Here is a 16,326-nt window from a genome sequence, read left to right as displayed (position 1 = left end):
CCCGAGGGGTCCGCGCTGCCCAGAATGGCAGTGATCGGGCGTCCCGTCGCCCCTCGGTCAGGAAAGGACGCCGATGTCCCACGCCACCCCCGTGCGCAGCTCGTGGCTGTCCGAGCAGGACTGCGACCTCGCCGTCTTCCGTGCCCTGGTGGAGCGCACCACCGATCCGGCCGACCATCCCCACGCCGCCGGGGTGGTGGACAACGTCCTCTTCTATGACGGTGACCGGCTGCGTGCCGCGGGGAGGGCCGAGCGGCGGGCGGTGTCGGAGGAGGTGGTGCGCGCACTGACCGACGGGCCGGGGGTCGCCGTCTTCCGGAACGCCTTCCCGGACGCCTCGGTCGTGGACCGGGCCACCGCGGCCTTCGAGGCGGTGATCGACGCGCAGCGCGCGGCCGGCACCCTCGCGGGCGACCACTTCGCCGCGCCGGGCGCCAACGACCGGGTGTGGAACGCGCTGGAGAAACTGGCCCGGCAGGACCCCGAGGTGTTCGCGGACTACTACGCCAACGAGGTTCTCGCGCAGGTGTGCGAGGCGTGGCTGGGCCCCAATTACCAGATCACCTCGCAGCTCAACCAGGTCAATCCCGGTGGCACCGCCCAGTCGCCGCACCGCGACTACCACCTGGGCTTCCTGTCGGCCGACGCCGCGGCCGCGTACCCGGCGCACGTCCACCGCCTCTCCCCCGTGCTCACCCTGCAGGGCGCGGTGGCGCACCGCGACATGCCGGTCGAGTCGGGACCGACGCTCTACCTGCCGTATTCACAGCGCTACGAGCCGGGCTATCTGGCCTGGCGGCTGCCGGAGTTCCGCGCCTACTTCGACGCCCACCACGTCCAGCTCCCGCTCGCCAAGGGGGACGCGGTCTTCTTCAACCCGGCGCTGTTCCACGCGGCCGGCGCCAACCGGTCGGCGGACGTCCGGCGCATGGCGAATCTGCTGCAGATCTCGTCGGCGTTCGGCCGGGCCATGGAGAGAGTGGACCGCGAGGCCGTGGTGAACGCGGTGTATCCGGTGCTGCTGAAGCGGAAGGCGGCGGGCGCGGACGGGGAGTGGCTGGACCGGGTCGTCGCCGCCTGTGCCGAGGGTTACCCCTTCCCCACCGACCTGGACCTCGACCCGCCGGTGGACGGCCTGGCCCCGCCCTCGCAGGCGGACCTGGTCCGGCGCGCGGTTCGCGAGGAGTGGACGCCGGAAGCGCTGCGCGAGGCCCTGGCGGCCACCGCCGGGCGCCGCCGCGGCTGACGCCGCACAGCCGGCCGGAACGGGAGAAGAGGGCACGCGATGGGACTGCTGGAGGGCAAGGTGCTCCTGGTCAACGGCGGCACCCAGGGCATCGGCGCCGCCGTCGCCCGGGCCGCCGCGCGGGAGGGTGCGACGGTCACGGTCACCGGGCGCCGCCCGGAGCCGGGCGAGGCCCTGGTCGCCGAACTGACCGCCGCCGGGGCGAGGGCGACGTACGCCCGCGCCGACCTCGCCGACGCGGAGGAGGCCGGCGCGAGCGTGACCCGGGTGGTGGCGGCGCACGGCCGGATCGACTGCCTGGTGAACGCCGCCGGGCTCACCTCGCGGGGCACGCTGCTCGACACCACGCCCGAACTGTTCGACGCGCACCTGGCGGTCAACCTCCGGGGACCGTTCTTCGCGATGCGGGCCGCCGTGGCGGACATGGTGCGGCGGGGGGCGCCCGGCACGATCGTCAACATCGGTTCGAACTGCGCGCACGGCGGCCCGCCGCACCTCGCCGCGTACTCCGCCGCCAAGGCGGGGCTCGCCGGGCTGACCCGCAACGCGGCCCACGCCCACCGCTGGGACCGCGTCCGGATCAACACGCTCAACATCGGCTGGACGGCGACGGAGGGGGAGGACACCACCCAGCGGACCTTCCACGGGGCGGGCGACGACTGGCGCGAGGAGGCGGGCCGACGGCTGCCCATGGGCAGACTCGGCGACCCCGCCGAGATCGCCGACCTCGTCGTCCTGCTGCTGTCCGACCGCTCCGGCGTGGTCACCGGGTCGGTCGTCGACTGGGACCAGACCGTCGTCGGCGGACAGGACTGACGTACGGTCCGGCGGGGGCCCGCGACGGAACCCACGACGGGACACGCCGGACCCTGAGCACGGCTGAGAACGAAACGAAAGGCAGCACATGCGCATCGGCATCATGGGGCTCGGACGGATCGGCGCGTTCCACGCCGAGACCCTCTCCGCCCTCCCGGTGGTCGACTCCCTCGTGGTCACCGACCCGGTCACGGCGGCCGCCAAGCGGGCCGCCGAGCGGTTCGGCGCCGAGGTGGCGGACACACCGGAGTCCGTCCTGGCGGCGGGCGTGGACGGCGTGGTGATCGCCGCGGCCACCGACGCCCACCCGGAGCTGCTGCTGGCGGCGGTACGGGCCGGGGTGCCCGTGTTCTGCGAGAAGCCGGTCGCCCGCACCATGCGGGAGGGCACCGAGGTGCTGGCGGCGGTGCGGGACAGCGGGGTGGAGATCCAGATCGGCTTCAACCGCCGCTTCGACGCCGGTTTCACCGCCGCCCGGGAGGCCGTGCGCCGCGGCGAGCTGGGCCCGCTGCACACCGTGCGGTCCACGACGCTGGACCCGGCGCCGCCGCCGGCCGCGTACATCGCCACGTCCGGCGGCATCTTCCGCGACTGCGCGGTGCACGACTTCGACATCATCCGCTGGGTCACCGGCCGCGAGGTCACCGAGGTGTACGCGACCGGCGGCAACCGGGGTGCCGAGTTCATCAAGGCGGCGGGCGACGCGGACACCACGGGCGCGCTGCTCACCCTGGACGACGGCACGCTCGCCGTGGTGTCCAACAGCCGCCACAACGCCCGGGGTTATGACGTCCGCATGGAGCTGCACGGCTTCAACGACAGCATCGCGGTCGGCCTGGAGGACCGGCTGCCGCTGCGCTCGGTGGAGCCGGGGGTGTCGTTCCCGGCGGGGCTGCCGTACGACTTCTTCATGGACCGCTTCACCGACGCCTACCGCCGCGAACTGGCCGGGTTCACCGAGATGGTGGCCGGCCGGCGCCCCTCACCGTGCACGGTGGAGGACGCGCTGGAGGCCGGCTGGATCGCGGAGGCGTGCGCGCTGTCGCTGGCCGAGCACCGGCCGGTCACACTCGAGGAGGTGCGCCGGGAGTCGTAGCGGAGGGCGCGGCGGCGGTGTCCCCCGCACCGCCGCCCCCGGCGACGTTGTTCCCGAAGTCGGTCCGGGGGCGGCCGCCGCCGCACCGCGACGGCGGCGGTGCGGTACCCGATCAGCTGCCGGAGCTCTGCTCCACGGCACGACGGCCCCGGTGGTCCGGTCGGGTGAAAGCGCCGGAAGCCGAGTACCAACCCGCCGCCGGGCGGGCATCTTCGCCCGGCCGCCATGGCATTCACACCACGTGAAACTGCGCAGGCCTTTCCCCTCCCGACTGACGGAACAGGGCTACGACCGGGCCCGCACCTGGCGGGTGCGCAAGAGCCGCTGGTACGTCCCGATCCTGGCACTCACCTTCTTCGGCGCCCTCGCCGAGGTGTTCCTGATCGTCATGAGCGTGGCCCATCTGGCCGGGGCCACGTCGTTCGTCGCTCCCTACACGTGGATCAGGAAACAGTGCACGGACAACTACCAGTTCTCCTGTGGCCTGCTGCAGGGCATCGTCATGCCCTTCCTCACCCTCGCGCTGGCCAGCGTCGCCTACCTCTTCTTCCGGTTCACCCACGTGAGCAGGGCGTATCTGCGCAAGGCGCGGGAGAACCCGCGGGATCTGGTGCCGACGGCGGGCGGCATCTTCGGGCGGGTGGTCGGCCGGGACCAGTTGTGCGCGGTGCTCATGGAGGACCTGCGCGACAGCCGCTTCCGCCGTACGCACGTCGTGGTCGGCGGCATCGGCACGGGCAAGACCGCGCTGCTCGTGCTCCTCACCCGGCGGCTGGCACGGCGGGGAGCGGTTCCCGTGCCGGTACGGCTGCGCGGGGTGGAGAGCGATCTGGACTTCCGGCAGCTCGCCTTCGAGCGGTTCCGCCAGGAGGTGCAGGGGCACATCCGGTCCGGCGACGAGGCCGAGAAGGTGTGGCGACGGCTCAGCCAGCAGGGCCGCATCGTCGTGCTGGCCGACGGCCTGGAGGACGCCCTCACCGTTCCCGGGGCGACGGAGGAGCGGGACACCGTCGTCCGGATGGCGATCAGACGGGCCAACGACGAACGGCTCCCGCTCGTCATCACCTCGCGCCCGCACGACACGCTGCGCGGGCTGGACGCCTCGCTGACCGACCTGGAACCGCTGAGCGAGGAGGCCGCCCTCGCCTACGTCTCCTCCGGCACCGTGTGGGAGGACCACCAGCGGCTCGACTGGATCCTGGAGAAGGCGGGCATCGCGGAGGCACCGACCTATCTGCAGGTGACGCGGGAACTGCACGCGGCGGGGCTGCTGGAACGGGCCCTGACCGGCCGCTACGAGGAGGGGGTCGAGACCCGCGGCGGCGACCAGGCGGCCCTGCGGGTGCACCTGGTCGACACCTGGCTGGGCGCCGTCGTCGACGGGCGGCTCCGTCCCCAGGTCCCGGTCGGCCGGGACGAACGGCAGGCGACGCTGGAGTACCTGTCGGCGCTGGCCTGCGTGGGACTGGCCGACGACTCCGCCGAGGTCCGTATCGGCGACGTGGTCGACGAGCACGACCCGTCCGGGTCCCGGTTCCCGGAGATCGTGGCGGAGCTGGCACGGAGGGTGCAGAGCAGCCCGCTGGACATCCGTCTGGCCACCCACTGGGGCATGGGCATGGGGTTGGTGGAACCCCTCGGGGAGCGGGTGCGGTTCCAGCACAGTGTCGTGCAGGCCCATCTCGGCGCCCGCTTCATGAACGCGGTGATCCACCCGGGGACGCCCTCCGTCACCACACCGGGCACGTACTTCCCGGCCGCGCTGGAGAACCCGGGACGCGAGCTGCTGATCGCCATGGTCCTGCACTCGCGGACCCCGGCCGGCTCCTGCCCGCGCGGGAACGGCCCCGGCGACGGTGCCACCTGGTGCCCGGTGACCACGGCGCGCGATCTGCTCCTGGGCGCGGCCTGCCGGGCTCAACGGGACGGCCGTCACCGTACGGCCCCCCGGGACGACTGCGCCCGGGCCGGGTCCGTACCCGGCGACTCCGCCCCTGCGGCCGGGCAGGCCCCGCCGCACGGCGCCGCCGATCCCCCCGGCGACCGGCGGGAACGTACGGGTGTCGCGGCCGTGCCCGACCCCAACGAAGTCTTCCGCCGCACCCTGCACACCAAGGCGCTCCAGCTCTATGCGGCGGCATTGCAGATCGACAGCGTCGACGCCGAGCCCCAGCAGCACCGGATCGCGATGGAGCTGACGACGACATGGCCCGATCTGCGCGCCCGTGACCCCCACACGCTGGCGGTGACCAAGACTCTACTGGTGGCGCGCTTCGGCGAGGCGCTGCGCGACGTCGACCGCAGGCAGAGCGTCCACCCGGCGTACACGGAACTCTTCGAGATCGGTCGTCTGGAGTCGTCGTACGCCGTGCGGGTCGCCCTCGCCCAGGAGATCGGTGCGGGCGGCGACAGCGCCTTCGGACTGCTCCAGGCGCGGCTGCGGCTGCCGGAGACGGTGCGGGAGGAGCCGATGGAGCGCGCCCGGGAGTGGCGGCTGGACCTGTGGGAGAGCCAGCAGCCGCATGAGGCGCCGGGGCGGACGTCCGGTGCGCCGACGTCCGACGCGTCCGACGACCTCGCACCGCTGCGACGGCTGGAGGAGACGGAACGCGAGGAGGAGGAACGCCAGTGGCGCGACGAGACCCTGTGCGCCTGGCTGATCCCGCTGCTGGTCGGCTCGGTCACGCTGCGCCGGCACCGTGACACGCCGTACGAGATCCTGGCGAGCTGGGTGCGCCGCGTGGGCCCCCAGGACAGTGGTGAGCCCGCGCTGAACCCGGCGTTGGAGGTCGCGCTGGCCCAGGGCTTCAAGTTCGCCGCCAACCGCAGGGCCCGGCACCCGCACGCCCGGCCGCAGGCCCGCGAGTACCTGGCCGAACAGGCCCTGGACATGCTCCGGCGGTCCCGGTTCTGGCTCACCCGCCTCACGCTGCTGCACGCGCTGACGCTGTGGGAGCTGCCCGACGGCACGGCCCCGGCGGCCGGTCGTGCCGGGCCCGGTGGACATCCGCGGCAGTTGGTCCATCAGTGGCTGGCGTCGCCGGGCGACGCTGAGCACCACCCCTTCGTCGAGGCCGCGGCCGAGTTGTGCGTACGGGCGCTGCGCACCGGCCGGCCCGAGCGGTTCCTGTGGATCGACGAGTGCGGGTCGACGGCCCAGGTCGGTTCGCAACCCGCCGGCGACGGTGGGGTGCGCAAGCACCGGCTGTGGATCCCGCCGTCCACGGGCTGGAGCACCCTGCACCCGCGGGCGCAGCAGCTCCTGGCCGACGTGCTGCTGCTGGTCAACCTCGCCGAGCGCGGCGACTGGCCCTCGGACCGGCTCCGGCGGCTGGCACACACCGACCGGTCGGATCTGCCCCCGTGTCTCAGCCGGGACCGCCGCCCGCTGGACCCGGGGCGCTCCCTCGCCCACACGGAGGCCTCGCACGCCGGTTCGAACTGCCTCGACGGCTGCCCCTTCGGGCTGTGTCCCTATCCGCCGTCGGGGCTCGGCGGCCAGCGTCCCGAGCTGCCGGAGGCGTTCTGCCGGGCCCAGTTCACCCAGCTCTCGCACTCCTGGCCGTTCGTCCATTCCGGCGCCCCCTGGCAGCGGCGCACCCGGGTGGCCGAGCTGCGCCTGTTCTGGGAACACATGGGCGAGCGCTCCCGCGCCGTGGACCACGACGGATGAACCCGCGTCACCCCCCGGTTCGGGGGCAGGACGAACGGCCGTCTCGCGGCGGCCAGTTCGGCGAACAGGGCCCCGTTGGCCGACATCTCGGTCATGTGGACGTACTGTTCCAGCGGGCCCGTCGCCCCAGTAGGGGGTGTCGGCGACGCACCACGCCGGCCGTACCTCGTCGGCACCGCGCCGCAGCGCCTCCCCCACGTTGGTGTCCTGCACAAAGGGTGGACGCGCATCGGCTCGACGGGCGCAGGCGGCAGGTCGCGGCGCCGCGGGACCGGCAGCACCCCGGGCTCTGACGTACCGTCAGGTGAAAAGCGGCGCGTGCGGCTCGGAGCCTTCGGGGCGTGTCCGGGGGGCACCCCGACGTCCGGCGGGAACGAGCCCGAGGAGGCGAGGACGCGTCGAGGGGCGGTTCCGGATGGTTCCGGAACCGCCCCTCGAACCTTGCGACCCTCACGAGTCGGGACGACAGGATTTGAACCTGCGACCCCTTGACCCCCAGTCAAGTGCGCTACCAAGCTGCGCCACGTCCCGATGCGCGCCGAGCGGTGGAACCGCGCGTTCGCGCGTGGAGCACTCTACCCCACCCCGGACGCCGTCCCGCGGGGGGCGGGACGTGCGGGACAATCGAGGCATGAGCGGGACATCCGGAGTACGCACGGACGACGGTCGGGACCGGGACGCCGAGGGGCGGGCGCGGAACGCGCGCCCGCGGGACGGGCTGGGGCGGCCGCTGCCGTACGGCGCCGAGGGCGTTCCCCGGCAGCCCGAGGGGGTCGTACGGGAGCCGGACGAGTCGGTCGCGGAGGCGCAGACGCTGCTGGACGCGGGCCGGCCCTTCCACGCGCACGAGGTGTTCGAGGACGCGTGGAAGACCGGTCCCGAGGAGGAGCGCGGCCTGTGGCGGGGGCTGGCGCAGCTCGCGGTGGGCCTCACCCACGCGGCCCGCGGCAATGTGGCGGGCGGCGCCCGGCTGCTGCGGCGCGGCGCCGGGGCGGTGGAGGAGTGGCGGGCGCGGGGCGCGGACGCGAATGACCCCGCAGGTGCCCCCGCGAGTGACCCGCACGGTCTCGCTCTGCCCGGACTGATCGACTGGGCGCGGGAGTTGGCGGCCGACGTGGAGCGCGGCGGCGAGCCGGTCGACGCGGCCGCCCGGGCTCCCCGGCTGCGGGGCGACGTCCGGCGTTGAGGCCGGGCGGAGCCGCCGCACGCGGTGGTGGCGGCGTGCGGCAGACTCGGGGGCGTGCGAGAGATTCATGTCATCGGCATCGGAGCGGGCGACCCCGACCAGCTCACCCTGCAGGCGGTCAAGGCGCTGAAGCGCACCGACGTGTTCTTCCTCCTGGACAAGGGCGAGGCGAAGGCGGACCTGGTGCGGCTGCGCCGGGACATCCTCGACGCGCATCTGCCGCAGGGCACGTACCGGCTGGTCGAGGCCCGGGACCCGGAGCGCGACCGGACGGCCGGGAGCGCCGCCTACTCCCCGGCCGTCGACGACTGGCGCAGCGCCCGTGCCGACATCTACGAGCGGCTGCTCGCCGAGGAACTCGGCGAGCAGGAGAGCGGGGCGTTCCTGGTCTGGGGCGACCCCGCACTGTACGACAGCACGCTGGGCATCCTGGAAGAGGTGCGAGAGCGGGGGAACGTGGCGTTCACGTACGACGTCGTCCCCGGCATCAGCAGCGTCTCCGCGCTGGTGGCCCGCCACCGCACGGGCCTGAACCGGGTGGCGCGCCCGGTCCAGATCACCACGGGCCGCCGCCTCGCGGAGGGATTCCCCGAGGGGGTGGACGACGTGGTGGTGATGCTCGACGCGCACCAGGCGTTCCTGCGTCACGCGCAGGACGAGACCGCCGAGGACATGCACATCTACTGGGGCGCGTACATCGGCACGCCGGACGAGATCCTGGCGTCGGGCCCGCTGGCGAAGACGGCCCCCGAGATCGCGCGCCTGCGGGCGGAGGCGCGGGAGCGCAAGGGCTGGATCATGGACACGTATCTGCTCCGCAGGCGGCCGAAGGAGTGAGGCGCCCCGGCGCCTCACCGCCGTTGGCCACCTCGCCGTCGGCCCCCTCGCCGTCGTCTCCTCCGGCCGCCGACCCCGCCGGTCACGGCACCTGAACCACCCCGAGCAGGCCCAGCCTCTCCACCGCGCCCGCCACGTCCTCGACGGCCGTCACGCCTGCCGGGAGCGCGGGGCGCCCGACGAGGACGACCGGGACGCCGAGTCGGCGGGCCGCGGTGAGTTTGGGAGCCGTGGCGGAGCCGCCGCTGTCCTTGGTGACCAGGATCCGGATGTCGCGGTGCCGCAGCAGCGCCAGCTCGTCCTCGAGGGTGAAGGGACCCCGGGCCAGGAGCACTTCCGCGCGGGCAGGCAGCGGGGGGTCGGGCGGTTCCACCGACCGTACGAGGAAGTGGTGCTGGTCCAGGTCGGCGAAGGCGGCGAGACCGAGTCGTCCGGTGGTGAGCAGGACCCGGGCGGGGGCGAGTCCGGCCAGCGTCCGGGCCGCGGCGGTCAGGGAGGGGACCGTGACACGCTGGTCGTCGGGGTCGGTGGGCGGGAAGCCGGGGCGACGCAGGAACACCGCCGGGACGCCGGTCGCCGCGGCGGCCCGTGCCGCGTGGGCGGTGATCCGTTCGGCGAAGGGGTGGGTGGCGTCGACGAGGGCGTCCACGGCGTGGTCGCGCAGCCAGGCGGCGAGCCCCTCGGCCCCGCCGAAGCCGCCGACGCGCACCTGCCCGTCAAGGGCACCGGGGCGGGTGACCCGGCCGGCGAGGGAGGTGGTCACCCGTACGCCGGGGCGGGCGGCGAGCGCGGCGGCGAGGTGCCGGGCCTCGGTGGTGCCGCCGAGGATCAGGACGTGCGGGGACATGCCGGCGAGCGTACGTGCCCGGCCGGGCCGACCGCACCGGCGGCCGGGCCCCTCGACCCGGCGGCCGGACCCGCCGCACCGACGACCGGACTCTCCGGCACCTAGGACCACCGGCACTCAAAACCACCGGCAACCGGGCTCACCGCACCAGCAGTTGCACGCCGCCCACCACCGTCGCGGCGATCACGAGGCGTTCGAAGAGGCGCTGGTTGATGCGGTCGGCGGCCCACTTGCCGAGGAGGGCGCCCGGGACGACGAACACCACGAGTGCCGCGTCGAGCAGCAGCGACCGGCCGTCGATCAGCCCCAGGCCCGCGCTGAACGGCACCTTGACCAGGTTGACGATGAGGTAGAAGAACGCCGAGGTGCCCAGGAAACCGAGCTTGCGGAAGCCCGCGGAGAGCAGGTAGAGCGACATCACCGGGCCGCCCGCGTTGGCGACCATCGTGGTGAAGCCGCCGAGGACGCCGTACGAGCGCGCCTTGATCCTGCCGCCCCGGGTGACCACCTCGTCCGGGTCGCTTCCGCGTTCGGCGGTGCGCCGGCGCCACATCGTGACCGCCGCCATCAGCAGCAGGATCGCCCCGATCGACACCCGTACGACTCCGTCACCGGCCCACAGCAGGAACCCGGTGCCGAGGACGAGGCCGACCGCCACCGCGGGGAAGAGCCGCCACAGGGTGGGCCAGTGGGCGTGCCGCCGGTAGGTGAGGACGGCGAGGACGTCGCCGGCGATGAGGAGGGGCAGCAGTACGCCGGTCGACGCGCGGGCCGGCAGCACGGCCGCGAAGATCGCCAGGCTGACGGTATTGGCGCCGCTCACCGCGGTCTTGGAGAAGCCGACGAGGACGACGGCCGCGGCGAGCGCGGCGAAGCCCCACGGGGTCAGGTGCGAGAGCGAGATCGTGTCCATGCGGCCACCGATGCTATGCCCTCCCCACCTGGCACGTAAGGAGTGTCTCGCCTTTCGGTCCTTTCCTCCGTCGGCGGACCGACCGGGTTTCCGGCGGGGGGCGGCGGGCACTCGCGTGGGGGTGGGGCAGACACGCGGGGCACAGGACCCGCGAGGAGACACACGACTTAAGGAGAACCGAGGCATGACCGTAGTGAAGAGCACGCTCCCCGACGATGCCCGTCGAGTGGCCGGGGACGTCCTCCAGCAGACGCTGGTGGACCTGCTCGGCCTCTCGCTCGTCGGCAAGCAGGCGCACTGGAGCATCGTCGGGCCCCGGTTCCGTTCCATTCACCTCCAGCTCGACGAGGTCGTGGACACCGCCCGGACGTTCTCCGACACCGTGGCCGAGCGCGCGGCCGCGATCGGCGTGCCGCCGGACGGCCGGCCGGAGACCATCGCCGCCTCGTTCAACCTGGGCGGCCCGAAGGTCGGCTGGGTGCGCGACTCCGACGTCGTCCAGATGGTCGTGGACGCCCTGGAGACCGCCGTCAAACGGCTGCGGGAGCGGATCCGCGCCACCGACGAGGCCGACCCGGTCACTCAGGACCTGCTGATCGCGATCACCGCCGACCTGGAGAAGCAGCGCTGGATGTTCGACGCGGAGAACTACCCGCACGAGGAGGGCTGACCCCTCGGGACTACGGCGGGCCCGCCCCGGTGACGGCGCCCGCCGCCCGCACGCCCAGGAACGCGCACGGAAGGGAAAGTGATGGCCGACGCCCTCGAACTCGACACGCTGTGGGACGAGTTCCACCGTGTGGTGAACATGACCTCCCAGGAGCTGGCGGCCTGGCTGCGGGTCCAGGACGCCGGGGAGGAGACCGAGCCGATGCCCGACCGGGCAGGCCCGGCGACCGGACAGCATGTGCTGGCCATCCTGCAGAAGCGGCGCACGGACCTCGGGGAAGCCGACATCGACGTGATGTACGAGGTCGTGGACGCCGTCACCGCCGAGCAGGACCGGGCGGACGAGCCCGAGCCGGAGCGCGCGGACAGCGCGGAGGACACGGCACGGCGGCACCGGCTGATGTCCCTCGGCCACGACCCGCTCAAACCGGAGCGGACGGAGTCCCGCTCACAGTCCCGCTGAGCCACCGGCACAGGCCCCCACCGGCACAGGCCCACCACGGCACGCCCGTAGGGGGCCGCGCCGCGTCGAGGGCCGCGCCATGGGGAAGGGCGCGGCGGCCCGGACGTCACCGCTTCGCTCGAGTTCGACACCCGCTCCCCCGGGTACTCAGGCGGCTCCGCCGCGCACCGAGGCACGGCGAGGACAGCGCCACGTGGGAGAGCGATGACTGAGAAGAACCCCGTGAGGGCATTCGCGGAGAAGGCCGCCGACGTACTCCGCGGCGACGGACCCCCCGAGGGCGTACCCGGACGCCCCGGCCCCGAGGCCCCGCCCCTCGCGGAGCCGACCGAACCCCGGGAGCCGCTGCCGCCCGAGCCGGACCAGGGCGCGCCGGAGACGGTCGGCCCGACGGGGCAGGTCACCGGTGCCGACCCGGCCACGCGCTCGCAGCACGGCGCGTACCTGACCACGGCGCAGGGCGCCCGGCTGTACGACACCGACCACTCCCTCAAGGCCGGCCCGCGCGGCCCCGTCCTGCTGCAGGATCACCATCTGCGGGAGAAGATCACCCACTTCGACCACGAGCGCATCCCGGAGCGGGTCGTGCACGCGCGCGGCGCCGCGGCGCACGGCGTCTTCAAGGGGTACGGCACCGCCGCGAGCGTCACCAAGGCGGCGTTCCTCGGCAAGGACGTCGAGACGCCGGTGTTCACGCGCTTCTCGACGGTGCTCGGTTCGCGCGGCTCGGCGGACACCGTGCGCGACACCCGGGGTTTCGCGACGAAGTTCTACACCACCGAGGGCACGTTCGACCTGGTCGGCAACAACATCCCGGTCTTCTTCATCCAGGACGCGATCAAGTTCCCGGACATCGTGCACGCCGCCAAGCCGCACCCGGACCGGGAGATCCCGCAGGCGCAGAGCGCGCACGACACGCACTGGGACTTCGTCACCCTGCACACCGAGGCCACGCACCACGTGCTGTGGAACATGTCGGACCGGGGCATCCCTCGGTCGTACCGCATGATGGAGGGCTTCGGCGTCCACACCTTCCGGCTGGTGAACGCCGAGGGTGCCACCACGCTGGTGAAGTTCCACTGGAAGCCGAAGCTGGGCGTGCACTCCCTGGTGTGGGAGGAGGCGCAGATCGCGGGCGGGGTGGACCCGGACTTCCACCGCCGGGACCTGGCCGACGCGATCGAGGCGGGCGCGTACCCGCAGTGGGAGCTGGGCATCCAGACCTTCCCGGACACCCCTGAGCAGACCTTCGAGGGCATCGACCTGCTCGACCCGACGAACATCGTCCCCGAGGAGCTGGCGCCGGTGCAGCCGATCGGGCTGCTGACGCTGAACAGGAACCCGACCAACTTCTTCGCGGAGACCGAGCAGGTCGCCTTCCACCCGGGGCACCTGGTGCCGGGCATCGACGTCACCGACGACCCGCTGCTGGCCGGTCGGCTGTTCTCCTACCTGGACACGCAGATCACCCGCCTTGCCGGGCCCAACTTCGGGCAGATCCCGATCAACCGCCCGCACGCGCCGGTCAACGACATGCTGCGGGACGGTTTCCACCAGCAGGCCGTGCACACGGGCGTGGCCCCGTACCGGCCCCACTCCCTCGACGGGGGCTGCCCGTTCACCGCGGGCGCGGACGACGGGGCGTTCGTGGAGACGCCGGTGACGGTGCCGCGGTCGACGAAGGTCCGTGAGGCCCCGGAGACGTTCGCGGACCACTTCAGCCAGCCGCGCCGGTTCTGGCGGAGCATGAGCCCGGTGGAGCGGGAGCACATCGTCGCCGCGTACACCTTCGAGCTCGGCAAGTGCTACGAGCAGACGGTCAAGGAGCGCGGGTTGCGGGTGCTGGCCAACATCGACCCCGAACTGTGCGCGCCCGTCGCCGCGGGGCTAGGACTGCCGGCACCGGAGCCGACGGTGGCGCCGGAGGAGGTCGCACCGAGCCCGGCCCTGTCCCAGGTGGGCCGGAGCTGGCCGACGGACGGCAGGGTGATCGCCGTCGTCACCGGCGCGGAGGGCGACCTGGACGGCGTGCGCGCGGTACGGCGGGCCGTGCTCGACGACGGCATGGTGCCGCTTGTCGTCGCCCCGGCGGGCGGCAGGCTGGGCGCCGAGGACGCCGATCCGGTCACCGTGCAGCGTACGTTCGCCACGGCACGGTCGATCGAGTTCGACGCGGTGCTGGTGGCGGGGGTGCCCGGAAGGGGCGCAGACGCGTTCGGCGCCCGGGACGAGAAGGCCGGGGAGCCGGGTGCGGGAGCGGCCACGGATCCCCGGGTGCTGCTGTTGCTGGACGAGGCGTTCCGGCACGGCAAGGCGATCGGCGTCTGGGGCGGGGGCCGAACGGTGCTGGACGCGGCGGGTGTTCCGGCACAGGCGCCCGGCGTGGTGACGGCCGACGGCGGCCCGCAGGCGCTGGCCGAGGTCACGCGACTCCTGACCACGCACCGCGTCTGGGAGCGCTTCACGGCTACGGCCGCCGGCGACTGACACACCGAGCGGCCCGCTCGTTCGCGCGGTTCCCCGTACCCCTTTGCGAGGGGTACGGGGAACGCGTCCGGTCCGCGGCGAGGCGGCCGCGCACGCCGGGAGACCGCGCAGGGGCCACGCACGCCGAGGGGCCACGCACGCCGAGGGGCCGCGCACGCCGAGGGGCCGGAGCGGCGGTCCGCCAACCGCCGCTCCGGCCCCTCTACCTACCCCTTGTTACCGGTGGTGGTCCTCAGTCCTCGCCCCTGATGATGTTCCCCTCGGTGTCCCGGACCGGTTCCGTCCCGTACCGCTCGCCGTGCTCCTGGACCGCCGGCACGCACGTGCGTACGCCCTTCCCACGGACCTGCCTGGCCTTGGCCCAGCCCGTTTCGAGTCGGTCGGCGACCCAGGTGTCACTGGTGTGCACGGTCACGGCAAGTCATCTTCCTTCGTCGTCCGAAAACTCCGGTCACCCCGGTTTCACAGGGGAGGCGCCGTTTCGCCGGTGCCGCCCGTGACTCCGGGTGCCCAGCGTCTCCACACCGAAACGTGACGACGTCCGGCGACGCCCGACGACGTCCTACAACTCCCTGCGTGCGAGCGGCCGCACGGCCGGCCCCTGGACGACCTCGCCGTCGGTGTCGAAGCGGGAGCCGTGGCACGGGCACTCCCAGGCGCGTTCGGCGCGGTTGAAGGCGACCAGGCAGCCCAGGTGGGTGCAGCGCGCGGAAACGGCGTGCAGGGCCCCGGCCTCGTCGCGGTACACGGCGGTGCGCGCGCCGCCGACGTGGACGATCGCCCCGTCGCCCGGGGCGATCTCGTCGACGCCGGGGCCGCTCATCGAGGTGAGCCGGCCGCCGACGAAGTGTCGGGCGACCTTGGCCTGGTTCTTGAGGAACTCCCCGCCCTCGCGGGCCACGGAGGCCAGCCGCCGGGGGTCGTACAGCCCGCTCCACTCGGGCGTGCGTCCGCCGATCAGGTCGGCGAGGAGCCGGCCGGCCATGATGCCGCCGCTCAGCCCCCAGCCGCCGAAGCCGGTGGCCACGTAGGCGTGGCGGCTGCCCTGGTGCAGGGGGCCGACGAGCGGCACGGTGTCCGTGGAGTCGTTGTCCTGGGTGGCCCAGCGGTGGCTGATACGGAGGTCGCCGAAGGTCTGTCCGGCCCACTCGGTGAGACGGGTGAAACGCTCCTCGACGTCCACCCCGGAGCCCGGGGTGAAGTGCTCGCCGGTGATGACGAGCAGCCGCTTGCCGTCCGTGTACGGGGCGGTCCGCACCGAGCGGGTGTTCCGGTCGGGCGTGAGGTACATGCCGCGCGGTGCGGCCTCGGTCTCGATGGGCGCGGTGATCACGAGTTCGCGGCGCGGGGAGAGCCGGGTGAACAGCAGCGCGCGGTCGAAGACGGGGTAGTGCGTGGCGACCACGACCGTCCCCGTCCTCACCTCGGTACCGGCCGCGGTGGTGAGCACGCAGGGCTCGCCCTCGGTGAGTTTGGTGACGCGGGTGTGCTCGTGCAGGGTGCCGCCCCGGCGGCGGATGTCCTCGGCGAGCGCCCGGAGGTACTTCACCGGGTGGAACTGGGCCTGGCCGGTGACCTCGACGGCGCCCGCGACGGGAAAGGGCAGGTCGGTGTCGGTGGTGAACTCGGCGGGCAGCCCGGCCTCGCGGGCGGCCTCGGCCTCGGCGCGCAGTTCGTCGACGCGGCCGGCCTCCTGGGTGAAGGTGTAGGCGGCCGCTTCCTCCCACTCGCACTCGATGCCGAGCTCGGCGGCGATCTCACCGGCGTGCCGGACGGCCTCGTACTGGGAACGGGCGTACAGCCGGGCGGCCTCGGCCCCCCGGGTGCGGCGCAGCTTGTCGTACACCAGGCCGTGCTGGGCGGTCAGCTTCGCCGTGGTGTGCCCGGTGACCCCGGCGGCGAGCCGGCCGGCCTCCAGCACGGCGACGCGGTGGCCGTCGCGGGCCAGTTCCCAGGCGGTGCTGAGCCCGGCGATGCCGCCGCCGACGACGGCGACGTCCACGACGAGGCCGTCGGCCGGGGGCGGTCCGGGCTCGCCCCCGGGGGCCGTCTCGAGCCAGTACGACCGGTGAAGTGCTGCCTGCTCGTCCATG

The 16,326-nt window shown here is 73.7% G+C and carries 13 protein-coding genes and 1 tRNA gene; 9 read left to right on the top strand and 5 right to left on the bottom strand.

Annotated elements, in window-relative coordinates; all coding sequences use genetic code 11:
* Window positions 1–73 precede the first annotated feature (73 nt).
* The 4 genes from QFZ64_RS30425 to QFZ64_RS30410 all read left to right on the top strand — a co-directional run bounded on the left by QFZ64_RS30425 (window position 74) and on the right by QFZ64_RS30410 (window position 6,831).
* Complete coding sequence (locus tag QFZ64_RS30425; RefSeq protein ID WP_307070674.1) at window positions 74–1,246, top strand: phytanoyl-CoA dioxygenase family protein; 1,173 nt, start codon at window positions 74–76, stop codon at window positions 1,244–1,246.
* Window positions 1,247–1,285: 39 nt separating this feature from the next.
* Window positions 1,286–2,062, top strand: a complete 777-nt coding sequence (locus tag QFZ64_RS30420) for an SDR family oxidoreductase (protein WP_307070673.1) — start codon at window positions 1,286–1,288, stop codon at window positions 2,060–2,062.
* Window positions 2,063–2,150: 88 nt separating this feature from the next.
* Window positions 2,151–3,158: a Gfo/Idh/MocA family oxidoreductase gene (locus QFZ64_RS30415; protein ID WP_307070672.1), complete on the top strand. Its 1,008-nt coding sequence runs from the start codon at window positions 2,151–2,153 to the stop codon at window positions 3,156–3,158.
* 241 nt (window positions 3,159–3,399) lie between these two features.
* Window positions 3,400–6,831: a hypothetical protein gene (locus QFZ64_RS30410; protein WP_307070671.1), complete on the top strand. Its 3,432-nt coding sequence runs from the start codon at window positions 3,400–3,402 to the stop codon at window positions 6,829–6,831.
* A gap of 457 nt (window positions 6,832–7,288) precedes the next feature.
* Here the strand turns inward: QFZ64_RS30410 and QFZ64_RS30405 are convergent.
* Window positions 7,289–7,362, bottom strand: a tRNA-Pro gene (locus tag QFZ64_RS30405).
* Between the two features lie 100 nt (window positions 7,363–7,462).
* Between QFZ64_RS30405 and QFZ64_RS30400 the strand changes: the two genes are divergently transcribed.
* A complete protein-coding gene (locus tag QFZ64_RS30400; protein WP_307070670.1) occupies window positions 7,463–8,017 on the top strand; it encodes a DUF309 domain-containing protein in 555 nt (184 codons plus the stop codon).
* Between the two features lie 54 nt (window positions 8,018–8,071).
* Window positions 8,072–8,854, top strand: coding sequence for a precorrin-6A synthase (deacetylating) (cobF, locus tag QFZ64_RS30395; protein WP_307070669.1), 783 nt, complete (start codon window positions 8,072–8,074; stop codon window positions 8,852–8,854).
* An 82-nt stretch (window positions 8,855–8,936) separates the two neighbouring features.
* On the opposite strand, the gene QFZ64_RS30390 is transcribed toward cobF, so the two are convergent.
* Together QFZ64_RS30390 and QFZ64_RS30385 are read right to left on the bottom strand one after the other, a co-directional pair.
* On the bottom strand, window positions 8,937–9,701 hold the full coding sequence (locus QFZ64_RS30390) for a cobalt-precorrin-6A reductase (protein ID WP_307070668.1): 765 nt from the start codon (window positions 9,699–9,701) through the stop codon (window positions 8,937–8,939).
* A gap of 139 nt (window positions 9,702–9,840) precedes the next feature.
* Window positions 9,841–10,614 (bottom strand): sulfite exporter TauE/SafE family protein, encoded by a 774-nt coding sequence (locus tag QFZ64_RS30385; RefSeq protein ID WP_307070667.1) that lies wholly within the window; start codon window positions 10,612–10,614, stop codon window positions 9,841–9,843.
* A gap of 184 nt (window positions 10,615–10,798) precedes the next feature.
* Between QFZ64_RS30385 and QFZ64_RS30380 the strand changes: the two genes are divergently transcribed.
* The 3 genes from QFZ64_RS30380 to QFZ64_RS30370 all read left to right on the top strand — a co-directional run bounded on the left by QFZ64_RS30380 (window position 10,799) and on the right by QFZ64_RS30370 (window position 14,233).
* Entirely contained in the window at window positions 10,799–11,284 is a 486-nt protein-coding gene (locus tag QFZ64_RS30380) for a Dps family protein (RefSeq protein ID WP_307070666.1), read from the top strand.
* 81 nt (window positions 11,285–11,365) lie between these two features.
* Entirely contained in the window at window positions 11,366–11,746 is a 381-nt protein-coding gene (locus QFZ64_RS30375; protein ID WP_307070665.1) for a DUF3140 domain-containing protein, read from the top strand.
* 204 nt (window positions 11,747–11,950) lie between these two features.
* The gene (locus QFZ64_RS30370; RefSeq protein WP_307070664.1) at window positions 11,951–14,233 is read left to right on the top strand and encodes a catalase; all 2,283 of its coding nucleotides are present in this window, start codon (window positions 11,951–11,953) and stop codon (window positions 14,231–14,233) included.
* A 232-nt stretch (window positions 14,234–14,465) separates the two neighbouring features.
* On the opposite strand, the gene QFZ64_RS30365 is transcribed toward QFZ64_RS30370, so the two are convergent.
* Complete coding sequence (locus QFZ64_RS30365) at window positions 14,466–14,648, bottom strand: hypothetical protein (protein ID WP_307070663.1); 183 nt, start codon at window positions 14,646–14,648, stop codon at window positions 14,466–14,468.
* Between the two features lie 147 nt (window positions 14,649–14,795).
* Window positions 14,796–16,325 carry an FAD-dependent oxidoreductase gene (locus tag QFZ64_RS30360; protein ID WP_307070662.1) on the bottom strand — a complete coding sequence of 510 codons (1,530 nt, stop codon included), beginning with the start codon at window positions 16,323–16,325 and terminating at the stop codon, window positions 14,796–14,798.
* Window position 16,326: the final 1 nt, after the last annotated feature.

This window comes from Streptomyces sp. B3I8 (assembly GCF_030816915.1).
GTDB lineage: Bacteria > Actinomycetota > Actinomycetes > Streptomycetales > Streptomycetaceae > Streptomyces.
Note: the sequence above shows the minus strand (reverse complement) of the source record. Positions and strands in the feature narration are given on the sequence as shown.